Annotated in this window: 14 protein-coding genes, 1 other RNA gene and 2 riboswitches; of the genes, 12 read left to right on the top strand and 3 right to left on the bottom strand. The window is 41.3% G+C overall.

Features of this window, described 5'->3' with window-relative positions; all coding sequences use genetic code 11:
* The first annotated feature begins 106 nt into the window (after positions 1-106).
* A riboswitch (THF riboswitch) is annotated at positions 107-203 on the top strand.
* Positions 204-294: 91 nt separating this feature from the next.
* Positions 295-1,674, top strand: coding sequence for an SLC13 family permease (locus M0R79_RS08720; protein ID WP_248417037.1), 1,380 nt, complete (start codon positions 295-297; stop codon positions 1,672-1,674).
* Between the two features lie 19 nt (positions 1,675-1,693).
* On the top strand, positions 1,694-2,656 hold the full coding sequence (gene folP, locus M0R79_RS08715; RefSeq protein ID WP_092570760.1) for a dihydropteroate synthase: 963 nt from the start codon (positions 1,694-1,696) through the stop codon (positions 2,654-2,656).
* A gap of 179 nt (positions 2,657-2,835) precedes the next feature.
* On the opposite strand, the gene M0R79_RS08710 is transcribed toward folP, so the two are convergent.
* Positions 2,836-4,344 carry a DUF1846 domain-containing protein gene (locus M0R79_RS08710; RefSeq protein ID WP_092570758.1) on the bottom strand — a complete coding sequence of 503 codons (1,509 nt, stop codon included), beginning with the start codon at positions 4,342-4,344 and terminating at the stop codon, positions 2,836-2,838.
* 280 nt (positions 4,345-4,624) lie between these two features.
* Positions 4,625-4,771, top strand: a riboswitch (adenosylcobalamin (AdoCbl) riboswitch).
* 41 nt (positions 4,772-4,812) lie between these two features.
* On the opposite strand from M0R79_RS08710, the gene M0R79_RS08705 reads away from it, so the two are divergent.
* The 4 genes from M0R79_RS08705 (at position 4,813) to M0R79_RS08690 (ending at position 7,746) form a co-directional block, all read left to right on the top strand.
* On the top strand, positions 4,813-5,256 hold the full coding sequence (locus tag M0R79_RS08705) for a DUF4430 domain-containing protein (protein ID WP_092570756.1): 444 nt from the start codon (positions 4,813-4,815) through the stop codon (positions 5,254-5,256).
* Between the two features lie 31 nt (positions 5,257-5,287).
* Complete coding sequence (locus tag M0R79_RS08700; protein ID WP_092570754.1) at positions 5,288-5,803, top strand: ECF transporter S component; 516 nt, start codon at positions 5,288-5,290, stop codon at positions 5,801-5,803.
* A 197-nt stretch (positions 5,804-6,000) separates the two neighbouring features.
* Entirely contained in the window at positions 6,001-7,068 is a 1,068-nt protein-coding gene (locus M0R79_RS08695) for an ABC transporter permease (protein WP_092570752.1), read from the top strand.
* Between the two features lie 9 nt (positions 7,069-7,077).
* Positions 7,078-7,746, top strand: coding sequence for an ABC transporter ATP-binding protein (locus M0R79_RS08690; protein ID WP_092570750.1), 669 nt, complete (start codon positions 7,078-7,080; stop codon positions 7,744-7,746).
* Between the two features lie 174 nt (positions 7,747-7,920).
* On the opposite strand, the gene M0R79_RS08685 is transcribed toward M0R79_RS08690, so the two are convergent.
* Together M0R79_RS08685 and M0R79_RS08680 are read right to left on the bottom strand one after the other, a co-directional pair.
* Positions 7,921-8,511, bottom strand: a complete 591-nt coding sequence (locus M0R79_RS08685) for a cob(I)yrinic acid a,c-diamide adenosyltransferase (protein ID WP_092570748.1) — start codon at positions 8,509-8,511, stop codon at positions 7,921-7,923.
* A 113-nt stretch (positions 8,512-8,624) separates the two neighbouring features.
* On the bottom strand, positions 8,625-11,228 hold the full coding sequence (locus M0R79_RS08680; protein WP_248417038.1) for a vitamin B12-dependent ribonucleotide reductase: 2,604 nt from the start codon (positions 11,226-11,228) through the stop codon (positions 8,625-8,627).
* A gap of 240 nt (positions 11,229-11,468) precedes the next feature.
* On the opposite strand from M0R79_RS08680, the gene M0R79_RS08675 reads away from it, so the two are divergent.
* The 6 genes from M0R79_RS08675 (at position 11,469) to M0R79_RS08650 (ending at position 17,087) form a co-directional block, all read left to right on the top strand.
* Positions 11,469-11,933, top strand: a complete 465-nt coding sequence (locus M0R79_RS08675; RefSeq protein ID WP_092570744.1) for a CtsR family transcriptional regulator — start codon at positions 11,469-11,471, stop codon at positions 11,931-11,933.
* Between the two features lie 12 nt (positions 11,934-11,945).
* Positions 11,946-14,435 carry an ATP-dependent Clp protease ATP-binding subunit gene (locus M0R79_RS08670; protein ID WP_092570741.1) on the top strand — a complete coding sequence of 830 codons (2,490 nt, stop codon included), beginning with the start codon at positions 11,946-11,948 and terminating at the stop codon, positions 14,433-14,435.
* Positions 14,436-14,634: 199 nt separating this feature from the next.
* Positions 14,635-14,982, top strand: coding sequence for a hypothetical protein (locus tag M0R79_RS08665; protein ID WP_248417039.1), 348 nt, complete (start codon positions 14,635-14,637; stop codon positions 14,980-14,982).
* A gap of 65 nt (positions 14,983-15,047) precedes the next feature.
* Positions 15,048-15,587, top strand: coding sequence for a tRNA adenosine(34) deaminase TadA (gene tadA / locus M0R79_RS08660; protein WP_248417040.1), 540 nt, complete (start codon positions 15,048-15,050; stop codon positions 15,585-15,587).
* An 80-nt stretch (positions 15,588-15,667) separates the two neighbouring features.
* Positions 15,668-15,764, top strand: an RNA gene (gene ffs / locus M0R79_RS08655) — signal recognition particle sRNA small type.
* A gap of 132 nt (positions 15,765-15,896) precedes the next feature.
* Positions 15,897-17,087 carry a cation:proton antiporter domain-containing protein gene (locus M0R79_RS08650; RefSeq protein WP_092570734.1) on the top strand — a complete coding sequence of 397 codons (1,191 nt, stop codon included), beginning with the start codon at positions 15,897-15,899 and terminating at the stop codon, positions 17,085-17,087.
* The last annotated feature ends 30 nt before the right edge of the window (positions 17,088-17,117 follow it).

The raw sequence follows: 17,117 nt of genomic DNA, 5'->3' as shown, positions 1-17,117 counted from the left end.
GAAAATAATTATGAAAATAGTTGTGAAATCTGCGTTGGTAGCGTTGACAAGCCACTTTGATAGGCTTATAGTAGGTAAGGCTTGATGCTATTCAATATCATCGATAAACAGAGTAGACAATTAGCGTAAAGTGTTCACGAATGGGATGTTGTTGTGAAACGAACGATTAAGATATCGTACGATTGATTGCCGCTTCCGCTGTGTATTTTTTGTGGAATAAACTCTCCGCTGTGTATTTTTTGCTGGAGCGCCTTCCTATCTGTTTTGAGGTAAAAAATTAAAGGAGGTGCTGTATTGAATAATATCAAAGTAAAGCCACTTGCGATTGTGACCTTGATCACGCTGTTGTTAGCTTGGTTGAATCCCTTAGCCCTGACCAGTTCTCAGAATATTGTCTTAGCTGGTTTGTTTTTTACGGTAGGCGTTTGGGCAACGGGAGCTTTTCATAAGACCCTAGCCTGTCTCTTCTTGCTGTTAGTCTTTATTCTCTTTGGCCAGACTTCTCCCTGGACGGTTGTTTCATTCTTATGGTCGGATGTGATTCTATTAATTGCTACGACCACTTTGTTATCGGTCGGGATGATGAAAGCAGGGATTATTGACCGTTTCGTAGAATCGTTATTTCGTCGTTGTTCAGGCAACACTTTATTATTGCTCTTATTACCCTATGTCTTAGGCTTAATTATGATTTTCTTAATTCCACAAGCCTTTGCCCGGGTGATTATTATCGGGACGATCTTTAATCAATTATTGAAGGACAACGACCAGGCGAGTCATAAGACTAAACAATTCTTGGTTTTCAATGGTTTTATGGCGATTTCTATGACTTATATGTTCTTTAATAATGGAGACATTGTCTTGAATGGGGCCGCTTTGAACTTTGCTGGACCGGAAGTTCAGTCAGTGCTGACTTTTGAACGTTGGTTTACCTTAATGAGTGTTCCTACACTAGCTACTTGTCTACTGGTGTTGGGCCTATCATACTTCTTATTCCGCCAAGAGATTCAAAACTTTAAACCTACAATGATTGTTAAACCCTCACAAAAGAGCCTTGAAATGAGTGCTCAGACCAAGAATATCTTGTTACTGGTCATGTTGGTCATTATTGGCTGTTGGATGAGCGAGAGCATCCATCATTTACGGCCTTGGATTCCAGCATTGGTGGGCGTGATATTAATGTTTGTCCTGGGAGTCTTGAAACAAGAGGATCTTAAATCGGTAAATCCGCATTTTCTAATCTTCTTAATTACGGTCTTTTTAATTGGAAAGGTGTTAGGTCAAACGGGAATTACTGGACAATTGTTTGAGAAATTAACGACCATGATTCCGGAGACTTCTTCAGCCTTCTATCTCTTCTTGATTATCGCAGTCATTATGGGGCTTCATATCTGTATTGGCTCAGCGGTGGCAACCATGTCAGTCACTTTACCAATCATGATTCCTTTATTGGTAAACCAAGGTTATCAAGCCGAGATGATTACCTTAATGACCTATATTATTGTAAATATTCATTTTCTATTCCCGTATCATCATGCGACCTTAATGATTGGAACTGCAAAAGGCTATTATCCTGATCAATATATGTTGCGATTTGGTCTGGTAATGACGGTCGTTATTTTTGCGATTTTTGCCTTGTTGTATTTCCCATGGTGGCATCTGATGGGAATTCTATAAGATTAGAAAGGAAGATAAGATGAAATTCAAATATATGGGAAAAGAAATCTTACCCGGACAAGAAACTTGTTTATGTGGCATTATTAATGTGACACCAGATTCTTTCTCAGATGGTGGAAAATATAATTCAGTCGATAAGGCGGTGGCTCGGGCTAAAGAATTGGTCGCTGATGGGGCCAAAATGTTGGATGTTGGGGGAGAATCTACCCGACCAGGTTCAACTTATGTGGAGATTCAAGAAGAAATTGACCGCGTCGTGCCAGCGATTAAAGCCATTAAAGCAGCGGTCGATGTGCCTTTATCTGTGGATACTTGGAAGAGTGAGGTTGCTCAGGCAGCGATTGAAGCTGGAGCTGATATTGTCAATGATATTACTGGCTGTCTCGGGGACCCTAAGATGGCGGAAGTAGTGAGTCAAAGCCAAGCTGGTTTGATTTTGATGTTTAACCCGGTGATTGCCCGGCCTGAACATCCAAGTTCCAAGATTTTCCCGACCTTTGGTGCCGAAGATGTCTTTACCCCTGAGGAACTCAGCCAATTTGAAACCTCAGATATTGTTAGCTTAATGGGAGCTTATTTCAATAAGAGTCTGGCTCTGACAGATGCTGCGGGTATTCCACGTGATCGGATTATGTTGGATCCAGGCATTGGTTTCGGATTAACCAAGAAAGAAAATCTAACGTTAATCAACCAAATTGATGTGATTCATCAAATGGGCTATTTGGCTTATTTAGGGGTGTCACGCAAACGCTTCATTACTAATATTTTAGCCGATCAAGGATTTGATACCGATGGTCAAACGGTTCAAGGAGCAGAGAATCGTGATTGGGGATCCGCCTTCTTGACTTCGATTGCTGCGCTTAAAGGGGTAGAAGTCGTTCGTGTTCATACCATTAAACCTCATTTAATGGCTGCTGCGATTACAGACAGTGTTCGTCTTGCTGACCGGATGGAAGATATTAATTTTAAAGCTTATAAATAAAAATAGCCCTTCAATCTGACATCTACAAATATGGGCTCAGAAAAGACCGTTCAGAAAGCAAGTATTTTCTGAACGGTCTTTGTTTTGATGATTAAGTTTTAATTTGGCTAGTTAGTCCATGCGGACGCCACCAAAAATTGCTGATTACGAATGTAGGGAAAGGATATTTTTTACTGATGTTACTGGATAAAGTAATGACTCGCCTCATAGACTGGATCGTTAGTCACATCCATGCCTAGCCGTCTTAAAGTTTGCATGGATTCACTCGGCAAGATGATGGTGGAATGAGCTTGTCCGTGGTTTAATTTAGCAATTTTGTCATAGGCAACCTTGGCCATCGGATTGGTTACCGCTGAAATCGCTAGCGCAATCAGGACTTCGTTAGCGGTTAAGGTCGTAATCCGGCTCTGAAGGGAATCTTGTTTTAAATTACGAATGGTTTCCAAGATATTAGGTGATAGGAGGTCGATGGAATCAGCGATACCGGCGAAATATTTTAAAGAATTGACAATGGCAGCCGCTGAAGCATCCATCAAATCTCCTGTCCGACCCGTAATAATTTTGCCATCGGCAAGCTCAATGGCAATGGCAGCCTGAATCTCTTCACAGTCAAAACGTTCTTTTAGAGATTCACTATATTTTCTAGCAGCTAAGACACTTGGACGGTCTTCTTGGCTGAGATTATTCTCTTCCATAATAAAGTGCATCCGATGTAGGCTCTCATCATCAATCTGGCCTTTCTTGTGGAGGTTCTCAATGTCGAAAGATCGACGGATAATCTCTTGATTGGCGGCTTCTCTTACGACTTGATCATCCGTGATGGCTGAAGCCAGACGATTCACTCCCATATCGGTAGGCGATTGATAGAAAGCAGGTTCGTTGGTGATATTTTCAATAATACGTCGAATTACAGGGAAGATTTGGGTATCACGGTTATAAGAGATTGCAGGTTCGCCGTAAGCTTCCAAGTGATAATTATCGATAATATTGACGTCCTTAATATCTACGGTCGCTGCTTCATAAGCAACGTTGATTGGATGTTTTAATGGCAGATTCCAAACAGGAAAGGTTTCGAACTTTGCATAACCGGCTTTTCGTCCTCGCTTATATTCATGATAGACCTGACTTAAGCAAGTGGCCAATTTTCCACTATTAGCTCCTGGGGCGGAAACAACGACCACAGGTTTGCTGGTTGAGATAAATTCATTTGCTTCAAAGCCATCCGGGCCGAGAATCATATCTAATTCGGTAGGATAGCCTTCAATATCACGGTGGACATGAACGTTTAAGTTTCTATTTTTTAGATTCTTGATAAAGGCTTTGGCATTTTTCTCTTCTTTATAGCGTGTAATTAAGACACTGTTTACGGGGATGCCATAGCGATGATATTCATCGATGAGCCGAAGCACCTCTTGACCATAAGTAATGCCATAATCACCCCGAACTCGATTGTTCTCAATATCGGCTGCGTAGACACAGATGATAATTTCAACTTGTTCTTTGATGGTAGCTAAGAGCTTCATTTTGGCATCTTCATCGAAACCAGGCAGCACTCGGGCTGCATGCTTATCGCCAATCAATTTTCCCCCAAATTCAAGATAAAGTTTATCAAAGCCTTTTACACGTTCTAAGATATATTTTGATTGTTCTTCTAAATATTTCTCCGTATCAAAACCGGTCTTATACATGGCTTAACATACTCCTTCCTTATTTATTCACAACTTCTATATTCTAACATGATTTGAGTTTTTTTACCTTATAATTTGAGGAGAGACCTCCAGCAACAGATCTTTAAAATCCTTGAAAGACATGAAAATCCGATTCCTCGACAAATGGTTGACCTAAGAAAGTTCTTATTCATTTATTTTGGAAATCATGTGGGGATCTATCAGGATGTTCGCTCAATTTAAAGGTTAATAAATTTTGGCGGACTATCTTGAAATTGCTTACTTATTTCCTTATGATTAGAATATAATAAATAGCATTGAATTGCATGGAACTTTGGTGAAATTCCAAGACGGTCCCGCCACTGTAATCAGTTTATACTGGAGTCAGGTCTTTCAATTCAATGGGGAGATTCGTTTCTTATTTCGAGGCAAGATAGGAAGAAGGGCCTCAGGGCCTTTTTATTTTGCAAAATTTTGAATGGAGGATTCATGATGAAAAGAAGTCTGGTTCGTTATTTAAGTCTCTTATCGGTATTGTTAGTGCTTGCAGGTTGTCAAAATCCAAGCGAACAGAAAGAAACAACCACTGTTGAGGATCTAACCGAAGCAAGCTCTATGGTTGAAAGCACGACGAATGTAGAAGCAGAGACCATTGAAGTGAGTATTGAAATTCTGGTTGATGGGGAAGCTATCAAGCCTGCTGACAGCTTTGAAGTTGAAGCAGGAAGTAAATTGTTGGCGGTTATGAAAGACCATTATGATATTGAAGAAAAGGATGGCTTTGTCCAATCGATTGAAGGCCACCAACAAGACGAAGCAGCCAATAAATGGTGGTTGTTCGATGTCAACGGTGAAATGGCTGAAGTAGGAGCGGCAGAACTCAGTTTAAATGAGGGAGACACGATTACTTGGAAGTTGGCAACCCTTGAATAGGGCGAGTGCATTTTCTACACGTAGAATCACCATGTTGGCAATTTTCTCTGGCTTGGCTTTTATTGGCCGAATTATGATGCAAGCTTTACCAAATATCCAGCCGGTTACGGCCATCCTGTTGATTCTATGTCTGAATCTTTCCATGGTCGATGGGATTATTGTGGCTTGCCTATCTATTTTGTTATCGAACATTTATCTAGGTATGGGGCCATGGACCCTCTTGCAAATCATTAGCTATGCCTTGCTGATGTTAATCACCGGTTTATTGGTAAAGCCCTTCTACCGACCAGAAAATTTGATCAATCGTTTAGGCTTCACTTTATATGCCGTTCTACTTGGCTTTATTTATGGCTTGCTGATGTCAATATTTTGGGTGTTTATCTTTAAGATGCCTAGTTTTTGGGCTTATTACTTACAGGGTTTAAGTTTTGATAGTGCCCATGGCTTGGGGAATGGGATCTTCTATTTCTTACTGGAGCCGATTATTCATCCATTATTGAGACGCTATGCCTATTCCAACAGATTTGAGCGGGTTAACAGCGAATAGAGCTAGATATTTAGTCTAAATATCAATCTGGGAAAAATGCAGTGAAGCTATCTAGGGACGCTCAGGAAGAGCGTCTTTTATTATGCGCCCATAGTGGTTCTGGAGATTTTTTTCTGTATAAATATTTTCTTTGTATTTTCAAAGAATTAGTGCTATAGTTTTTTCTATTCTTATTTGAGAGTTTGAGGAGGGAAAAAATGTTTCTAGCCTGGAATGAAATGAAGTATGCTAAGTTACGTTACTTGATGGTTGTGTCCTTGATGTTCCTAATTGCTTATTTGGTCTTCTTTTTAACCGGTTTAGCCTTTGGTCTGGCTCAGGCAAACCGAACTGCAGTGGATAAATGGGAAGCTCAATCAATTCTCTTAGCCAAAGATGTTAATGCCAAGTTGAATTTATCGCATATTTCGGCGACAGAGTTTGATCAAGTTGATGCCCAAGACAAGGCCAGCCTTAGACAAAGTGCAGCGGTGGTTGACCATCCAAGTTTTTCAGAGAAAGTTGGGGTTACCTTCTTTGGCATTGAAAAGAATCAATTCCTGATGCCTAATGTTATCGAAGGAACTTCCATCCAAAAGGATAACCAGGTGATTGTAGATGAATCGTTAATCGATGAGGGTCAGATTAATATAGGCGATAAATTGACCATAACGGGGACCGATACTGAATTAGAAATTGTAGGTATTACCAATCATGCTCAATTAAGTGTCAGTCCTGTGGTCTATATGAACGTGACTACTTTTGCCAAAGTTCAGAATGTCGCCCCTAGTCAAGATTCAGAAATTCCAATTAACGCTATTGTGGTCAGAGGTCAGGATGTTGACTATGATAAAGATAAATTAGAACTATTATCTATTGATGATTTCATTAACGATTTACCCGGCTATTCAGCCCAGAATCTTACCTTTATCTTTATGATTGGCTTTCTAATTGTGATTGCTGCCATTGTGGTAGGAATTTTTATGTATATTTTGACCATGCAGAAACAACATATTTTTGGTGTCATGAAGGTGGAGGGGATTTCGACTGGATTTATTGCTTGGTCAGTCATTGCCCAAACGTTTCTTTTAGCCATGATCGGGGTTGTTTTAGGTCTTTTATTGACATATTTGACCGCATCCTTCTTACCTGAAGCTATTCCCTTCTCGATGAATCATTGGTTTAACCTGATTATTAGCGCGCTGATGATTAGTTTTGCCCTTTTAGGAGCGGTCTTCTCAGTCGGGGCGATTGCTAAGATTGATCCACTCGATGCCATTGAATAGGAGGAAGCTATGAAAGCCATTGAATTTAAGAACGTAAGTAAAACTTATCTAGATGGGAAAGAAGAATTTCTAGCCTTAAAGTCCACCAATCTTGCTATAGAAACCGGAGAATTTGTGGCCATTATTGGCCCCTCTGGTTCCGGGAAATCCACCTTCTTGACCTTAGCTGGCGGATTACAGACCCCGACAGAAGGAGAAATACTCATAAACGGGCAATCGATATATCAGCTATCGGCTAAGGAATTAGGAAAGATTCGCTTTAAGGAAATTGGCTTTATTTTGCAATCATCCAATTTGATTCCTTATTTGAGTGTGCGAAATCAATTTCGTTTAATTGATAAGATCAACAAAAAATCGCGTCAAGATGAGATGGAGGATTTGTTGGCACAATTAGAAATTAGTGGCGTTGCGGATAAATACCCTGAAGATTTATCTGGGGGTCAAAAGCAAAGAGTGGCGATTGTCAAAGCTTTGTATAATAATCCAACTCTGATTCTAGCTGATGAACCGACAGCGAGTTTGGATTCAGAACGAGCTTTTGAAGTTGTCAAAATTTTGGCCAAGGAATCCAAAGCCAAGAACAAAGCGATTGTAATGGTGACCCATGATTTAAGACTCATTGATCAGTGTGATCGCGTCTTTGAAATGTCAGATGGGGTCTTAACCGAGAAGAAATAGATTCGCAGTTAACAAATTTCTCTAGCAACTTGAGTTAATTAAGAAAAATAGAGACCAGTAACGAGATTTATCGTCTAGCTAAGTCTAGATATATACATCGTTATTGGTCTCTTCTAGTTTGGAAAAATCTTTCTGTTTGATAGGTTAGTCGACAAGGTGGTTTAGCTAATGAACCTAGAGTTTGGGCAGATGTGTCTTCTTTAACTCGGGATGGAAGACGTCTCCACCACGTTCATAATGGATTTCAGTATAAGCTTGTTTATAATTGGCCAGACGAGCTGCCGCAAAGAAATAATCTGAGAGCCGGTTGATAAATTTATAAGCATCTTGGGGATAGTGTGCTTGTTGGCGGATAAAGCTAACACAATCTCGTTCGGCTCGTCGGGTCAAACTACGTGCATAATGAAGGGAAGCAGCTAATGGGCTGCCTCCAGGTAAGACAAATTTAGTTAATTCGGGAGTGTTTTGTGAATAGTCATCAATTATATCTTCTAACCAGGCGATGACTTGCTTGGCTAAGCGATAGTCTGAACTTGTTTTAGCTTGAGCAAAATCACTGCCCGCATCAAAGATATAATGTTGAATTTGTAGTAACTCTTGGTTTAATGTTGGCCAGTCTTTATTCTGACTTTGAATCAGGCCGACATAACTATTTAATTCATCGAGACTACCCATAACTTGGATTTGGGCATCATCTTTGTATAGCGATTGGCCACCAATAATCCGGGTCGTTCCTTGATCTCCTGTTCGTGTATATATTTGCATGAAATCCTCCTTTAGCTTATCGAAATAGCGTTAGCTCCCAAGGAACAAAGAGTCGCTTCTTTGAACGGTTAGGAAACTAACGCTATTTGGATTGATGTTCTGTCTATAATCGTTTATAAGCCACAACGTAATTGGGCATTACAATTGGTACAAGTATTACATCCGCCAATGTCTTCCACAATTCCTTGGCGGCAGATTGGGCAGGTATCGCCAACTTCTGATCCGTAAACCACGTCATCGGTATGACCTAGCTGACGGAAGTGGTCTGATTCTGCTTGATCAACTAATTGTCGCAACTCATCGACGTCATCGACAATACGCGTTTCTTCAACTTCAAAGAGGGTAATATCACTTTGAATATTAGCATCTTCTGCATCCAAGGTAAGAACTTGAGAATCACGCGATCCATCCACATACACAGTTCCACCTTTGGCATGGCCGTCAAATAAGCGTTCATAAATCTTAGCAACTTGGTTAACAGCATAACCTTTCGGGGCATTAACGGTTTTAGAGATGGAGCTGTCGACCCAGCGTTGAATGGTGGTTTGGACATCCACGTGTTCCTCTGGACTTAATTCCATGGCGGAGACAAAGAAATCAGGTAGGTGTTCAGCATCTGCTTCTGGATGGGCAGCTAAATATTCTTGAACAATTTCCGCATTGACTTCAATAAACTTACCTAAACGACCTGAACGGAAGTATTTAAAGGCAAAATAAGGTTCCAAACCGGTGGCCACCCCAACCATGGTACCAGTCGATCCGGTTGGTGCAACGGTCAGTAGGTGGGAGTTGCGGATACCATATTTCAGAATACCTTGGCGAATATGTTCTGGTAGGCGACGGACAAAGCCAGACTGGATAAAGCGTTCGCGCAATTCTTGCGTTTCTGCTTCAGTTTGCCCCACCAAGAATGGGAAAGAGCCCCGCTCTTTAGCCAGTTCGATGGAAGTTTCATAGGCAGTGGTAGCAATGGTTTCAAAGACTTGATCAATAATTTGATTACCGGCAGCAGATCCGTAACGGGTCTCAGTGTAGATAAGTAAATCGGCCAAGCCCATCACTCCTAGACCGATTCGTCGCTCACCTAGGGCTTGTTGACGGTTGCGGTCTAAGAAATATGGTGTCGCATTAATCACATTGTCTTGCATGCGCACTCCAGTGCGGACCGTTTCTTTTAATTTATCGAAGTTAACGGTTTTACTTTCTTTATTAGCCATTTGAGCTAAGTTAATCGCAGCCAGATTACATACTGAATAAGGAGCTAAGGGTTGTTCACCACATGGGTTGGTTGCCACAACTTTTTGGCCATAAGCCTTAGCATTGGTATCCAAGTTCGCATTATCAATGAAGAATACCCCCGGTTCAGCTGAATAAGTTGCACAAATATTAATCAGTTGCCAAAGTTCACGAGCAGGGATAGTTCGATAAGTCCGTACAGGATAACCTAAGGCTTCCCATTCACGGACATCGCCAATCTTTTGCCATAATTTATTGTACTCAGCCATCTGTTCTTCATTATAGTTCTCAACATCAGGGAAGCGGAGTGGCCAATCGGCATTATTTTTGACGGCTTCCATAAAGTCATTGGTCAAGGTCACTGAGATATTGGCTCCGGTCAAGAATTCAGGATTATGGACGGAGTAGCTACCGCCTGCCTTGAATAGTTCACGAGCCTCTTCAATAATCGATTCAGAGAATCCACCCGTTCCCGGAATATCCTGATAGCGCAAAATGTTCTCATACATTTCCATTTCGCTCAGACTAAACGGCGTAAATTTCAATTTATCATGAGCCAATTGTTTGATTTGTTCATCTTGTGAGCTTTCAATTAAGAAACGCAGAATTTTAGGGTTCTGCATTTTGGAGATAATAAATTCAATGATATCCGGATGCCAGTCCGCCAACATAATCATTTGGGCTCCCCGGCGAGATCCGCCTTGTTCAACTAAATGAGTCAGATCGGCGAGATCATTTAACCAAGATACTGCCCCAGATGACTTACCATTCACTCCTCGGGCCAGCGTATTTCTTGGCCGTAGGGTCGAGCCATTGGTTCCGACCCCACCTCCGCGGGACATAATCTCCATAATCTCTTTACGGTGTTCAGCAATACCACCCCGTGAGTCAGGAACAAAAGGCATGACATAACAGTTAAAGTAAGTGACATCAGTTTGAGACCCAGCTCCGTATAGTACCCGGCCGGCCGGTACAAAATTCATGGCCGCCAGCTCTTGATAGAATTCTTGAAAACTGGCTGCTTGTTGTTCTTGATTGACTTCAATTTGAGCTAAGCCGGTCGCATTTCGTTTGGCAATTTGTTCATAATAGATTTCAAGGGGTTTGTCAATGGCATCAATATTGCGTTTGACTAATCCACTTTCTTGTTCATCGGCATTTTCTAATGAACCCCGGTAGCTTTCTTCAATCCAAATGATTGCTTCATGGTGGTCCCAGTCCAATTCTTGGACAACACCGATACCTCGTGCCGGATAGGTGGGATCAGCTTTAACAGTAAGTACCACTAAGTCGCCGACTGCTAAGGTCAATTTGGCGGTATCTTTAAAGGCATAACGATCGAGCATCACCATGCGAGAGATGCCTTCATGGGTAATGGTCATCGACTCTTCAATCGGATAAACTTGGGGAAATTGTTTAATCGCTTCATTCAAGGCTGAACGATTCCAAGGAATAATAGTAGCTGCACTCAGACGATTCATAAAAATGACTCCTTTAATTATATGGTTATTTATCGACATGTTATGTAAATTATACAATATATAGTGGAGAGCATGGGAGACTTCCCCCTATATATTGTGCTTTCATCTAGTATAGTTAAAAGACGGATGAATGTACAGACAAAAAAAGCCTAAATCCTTTGCAAAAAATTTTTTATCGTTTATAATAGTCAAAGATAGTCAATGTTAGGTTTTAAAAACCCCATAAAAGGAGGTTGAAGAATGGTTAAAAGAAATATTTCTGATGTGATTGAAGCCTACTTAAAAAGTTATCTAAAATCAAATGAACCGTTAGAAATTAAACGGAGTGATATTGCAGAACGCTTTGATTGCGTCCCCTCGCAAATTAATTATGTGATTAACACTCGTTTCACTCAAGAACATGGCTATAATGTCGAAAGTAAGCGAGGCGGTGGAGGTTATATCCGAATTGTCAAGATTGAATTAGTAGATGATGTGGATGAAATCGATCAAATGATTAGTTTAATTGGTGACCGGCTGAACCAACGGAATTCAGAGACGATCATCGAAACCTTGGTGCGACGTGATATTATAAGTAAAAGAGAGGCAATATTGTTGTCGACAATTGTTAATAAAGATTTATTAGCGCCGATTAGCGATGACGAACAGGCGGTACGCGCCTATCTATTAAAGAATTTACTAAACCAACTACGAATCCACTATTAAGGAGTTGAAACAATGTTTGAAGAATTATTTACTGAAAGTGCTCGTCAGGTTATGATTTATGCCGCTGAACAGGCTTATTATTTACATCACCAAACCGTGGGAACAGAACATATCTTATTAGGACTTGCACGCGAGGAGAATGGGATCGCTGGTCAAGCTCTCCGTCAATATGGGGCTGAATTTGATGTGCTCTTACATGAATTAGAAATGCTCCATGGCCGAGTGGTACAGAATTTGCCCCAAGGGGATATTGTGATTCCTTATTCACCCCGGGCTAAGAAAGTAATTATGAATGCTTCCAATGATGCTAAACGTCTAGGTGCCAGCAAAGTGGGTACTGAGCATCTTTTATTAGGATTATTAAAGGAAGAAATTCTAGCTACTGTTCTTTTGAAGAATATTGGCATGGATTTAAATGAACTGCGTAAAACAGTCTATGACATGATTGGTGTTCAGAAGAAATCTGGACCGCAAGGACGCGGCCGTCGGCAAAATAATATGAATAATATGGCTCATCAAAATCAAAGCCAAGCATCAAATTCTACCACGCCAACTCTTGAAGGCGTTGCCCGCAATTTAACTGAATTAGCTCGTCAAGAGAAGCTGGATCCGGTGATTGGTCGAGAAACCGAAGTCAAACGGATGATTCAGATTCTGAGTCGTCGTTCTAAGAATAATCCAGTCTTAGTCGGCGAACCTGGTGTTGGTAAGACAGCGTTAGCTGAAGGTTTGGCTCAACGAATGATTATGGGAGACGTTCCTCTTGATATCGCCGAGAAACGTTTGATGATGCTTGATATGGGCTCTTTGGTCGCCGGAACCAAGTATCGGGGCGAGTTTGAAGAACGGATGAAGAAGATTATCGAAGAGATTGCTCAAGATGGTAAAGTGATTCTCTTCATTGATGAGTTGCATACCCTTATCGGAGCGGGAGGCGCTGAAGGCGCCATTGATGCTTCCAATATCTTGAAACCAGCCCTAGCTCGTGGAGAAATTCAGGTAATTGGAGCCACAACCTTAGACGAATATCAAAAATATATCGAAAAAGATGCAGCTTTAGAGCGTCGATTCTCTAAAGTTCAGGTGGATGAACCTTCGATTCAAGATGCCATTGAAATTGTCAAAGGCTTAAAGAATCGCTATGAGGACCATCATAACGTTGAAATTCCGGATGAATCGGCCGAAGCTGCAGTTAAATTAAGTGTCCGTTATATGACCGAACGCCGTTTACCTGATAAGGCCGTTGATTTGATTGATGAGGCAGCGGCAAAGGTTCGAATTGACCATAATCAAATGGATAAAAGCTTGGCCGACTATAATCAGGACCTGCAAAAGTTAAATAAAGAAAAAGAACAAGCTATTTTAGCTCGTGATTTTGAATTGGCCAGTCAATTAAGAGACAAAGAAAGCGATCTGGAAAAATTAATTGAGGCTAAAGAAAGCAAACCAACGACTGAAGCCAAAGCTTTAGTAGTCAGCGAAGAGGATATTGCTGAAGTGATTGCGACCGCAACCGGTATTCCAGTGAAGCAAATGGATAAGCATGAGGCCAAACGTTTAGTTAATCTTGAAAAAGAACTTCATGAACGGGTGATTGGTCAAGATGCTGCCGTTACCGCGGTCTCTAAAGCGATTCGCCGGGCCCATAGTGGCTTGAAGAGTCCAAAACGCCCAATCGGCTCCTTTATGTTCTTAGGCCCAACAGGTGTCGGTAAGACTGAACTGGCTCGCGCCTTGGCCGAAGCTATGTTCGGCTCTGAAGATAATATGATTCGGGTCGATATGTCTGAATATATGGAGAAACACAGTGTTTCTCGTTTGGTGGGATCTCCTCCAGGATATGTGGGTTACGATGAAGCAGGCCAACTCACTGAAAAAATTCGCCAACATCCTTACAGCGTTATCCTCTTAGATGAAGTTGAGAAAGCTCACCCAGATGTCTTTAATATTCTTCTACAAGTCTTTGACGATGGTCACCTTACCGATGGTAAAGGTCGAAAAGTGGACTTCAGAAATACCATTATTATCATGACCTCCAACCTCGGTGCGACAGCCTTACGTGATGAGAAGTCAATCGGCTTCGGTGCGACCGACGTCACGGCCAACCATTCAGCCATGGAAAAACGAATCCTAGAAGAATTAAAACGGGCTTTCCGACCAGAATTTATTAACCGAATTGATGAGATAGTGGTCTTCCACGCTTTAGAACAAGAGCACATTCGTGAAATTGTTAAATTACAAACACAAGAGATTATCAACCGCCTACATGATTTAGAAATTGAGGCCAATGTGACCCAGACAGCAGTCGATATTATTGCTAAGGCCGGCTTTGATCCGGAATATGGTGCTCGACCAATTCGTAGAGCCATTCAAAAACAAATCGAAGATGTACTGAGCGAAATGATGCTGAAGGGTGAAATTGCTCTAGGGGACAAAGTAACTATTGGCGGACGTCAAGGAAATATTAATATCAATAATCGAACTGAATCACGAAGCAAGTAATCATAACCTCTAGTGATCAGTAGTAAGGCGGGGAGTTCCCCGCCTTTTTTTGATAGGTTTGTTGCTTAAAAGAAGAGTATCTTTGGGCAAATGGGCGGATGCCATGGTCAGCTTATTCCCTTGGGGGATGAGTTTTTCATTCGAGTCTCCACGCAAATCATGCTATAATAAACTAAGTTAAAAGAAGGAGGAATGAAATATGAATCGTGAATCAAAACGTAATCTAGGATTATTTCTTCTTGGATCAACTGTTGCCGCAGCAGGGCTCGCGCTTTATTTGTATTTCGATGAAGGAGCTCGCGAAAATGTTGAAGGAATGATTAATCGTGAGAAAGCCAAATTATTTGTCCGTCATCGCTTGAATGGATCCGATGCCATGATTAAAGCTATTGATGGTTTGTCAGATTCTGAAGTCAATACCCTGGTAAAATTGGCGGATTCTGCTAACGATGTGAAAGAAAACGTGGGAAATACTTTTGGTGATTTAGTGGATAAAACTAAAAAAGTGACAGGAGATGTCGCTAACCGTGTTAGTGACTATTTCTAAAATCTAAGGACAATGATTTGATTAAAATCCCAGTCGTTGACTGGGATTTTTTAAAGGGGTAAAGGATGCGTAACTTTAACGATTTAAGTCAGGAAGAGCAAAACATTCATCAATATTGGATGAGTAAGGCCATTGAACAAGCAAAGCTTGCGCAAGCGATGGGGGAAGTGCCTATTGGAGCGATTATTGTGCGCGATGGAGAAATACTAGGCCAGGCATACAATCAACGTGAATGCACGCATCAAGCGGTGGCCCATGCTGAAATCCTAGCCATTCAAGCCGCGAATCAAACGAGTCAAGCATGGCGATTAGAAGGGGCCAGCCTCTATGTTACTTTAGAACCCTGTCCCATGTGTGCCGGCGCCATAATCAACGCTCGGATCAAAGAAGTTATTTATGGAGCCCAGGATCCGAAGGCCGGTTGTGTGGGCAGCTTATATAATCTGCCAGAAGATGAACGCTTCAATCATCGAATTCAAGTGATTGCGGGAGCTTGTGCTGATGAAACAGCCGTCTTACTGAGTGAATTCTTCCAAAATTTAAGAAATAAAAGAAAAAAAGAAAAACTTATCAACAAGCAAAAGGGCTTATCAACAGAATTTTAGGGACTTATGCACAGAAACCTTGAAGATTTACCCACAGCTTAGCATAGATATCGTCTTGTTTAGCCTTGTATTCTGTGTTATATTATAAAGAGGCAATGGTGGCGCCGTGAATCGAGTCAGGACCGGAAGGTAGCAGCTATAAGCGGTAAAACCATGTGCCTTTTATTTTGAATATTTGGGAATGACGCCTCCCAGGGTTTAAGTGCTACTTGGCCCAAACCGTTTAAATTAAACTAATGGCTTCTACTTCTTGAATGCATGAATCTCCATGGATTGAAGGGGTAGAAGTTTTTTTATTGGAGGAAAATAATGATTGAAGATGTTTTGTTACTCTTAGGTTCGTGTTTGTTAATGCGCTATCTGTGTAATCGGTTGAGATTGCCTCATTTAGTCGGCTATTTGTTGATGGGAATGTTGATGGGGCCTTTTGCCACTGGTGTGATTTCTGATTTACTGATTAGTCAAGCCACCGATATTAAACGGATGGCCTTGGCGATTATTCTCATTCGAGCAGGCTTGACTTTGGATATAAAGGATTTAAAAACAGTTGGCCCAGTAGCAATCCGGATGAGTTTCTTGCCGGCAACTTTCGAAATTGTAGGGGCAAGTTTAATCGGCCATTATTTAATCCAGTTGAGCTGGTTGGAAACCTTCGTTCTTGGGGTGATTATTGCTGCCGTATCGCCGGCTGTAGTCGTTCCGCGCATGATTCGTCTCTTAGAACAAGGCCTTGGCGTTTCAGCCAAAGTTCCGCAAATTATCTTGGCAGGTTCGTCTTTAGATGATATTTATACTCTTGTTTTATTTTCCATGGCCTTATTATTTTATCAACAGGGTGAATTTTCTTATCTTTTATTATTTTCTTTGCCGGTTTCAATTTGCTTGGGGATTTTATTGGCTCTGTTACTGAATATCTTGATTCATTCCTGGGTGAATCACCATCCACTGAAATCTTTTGAATGGGTCATGCTTATCTTCCTGTTGAGTCTATCCTGTTTACTGATTGAAAGTAGAAGTCAACAATGGGTTTCTGGCCTTTTAGCAGTTATTTTCCTGGCGAATCGTCTGAAAGATCAGAATGATTTTCCCCTCGATTCGGTCAAAAAAATATTTAATAACATTTGGCTAGTGGCGGAGATGTTTTTATTTTTCTTGGTAGGAGCTATTTTACCCCTGCAAGAAGTGACGCGACTCGGAGTGTGGCCCATCGTCTTTGTCTTAGCAACGAGCGTATGGCGGATGGCCGGCGTCTATCTATCGCTTGCTGGGAGTCAATTATCAGCGAAAGAGAAAGTGTTCGTCCTCGGCGCTTATCTACCCAAAGCAACGGTTCAAGCTGCGATTGGCTCCATCCCATTGACCCTAGGTATGCCGGCTGGAAATTTAATCTTTAGCTTAGCAGTGATCGAAATTTTATTGACGGCGCCTCTAGGGGCCTGGTGGATTGATGTGATGAAGGATCGTTTGTTAACTTCTCCGTCAAAGGCAACCCACGTGTAGAAATTGAAGCATAGGTTCGTTATAATAAAT

Origin of the sequence: Ignavigranum ruoffiae, assembly GCF_023195815.2 — a bacterium.
In the GTDB taxonomy this organism is placed as follows: domain Bacteria; phylum Bacillota; class Bacilli; order Lactobacillales; family Aerococcaceae; genus Ignavigranum; species Ignavigranum ruoffiae.
The sequence above is the reverse complement of the archived record's forward strand: the minus strand, read 5'-3'. Positions and strand labels throughout refer to the sequence as shown.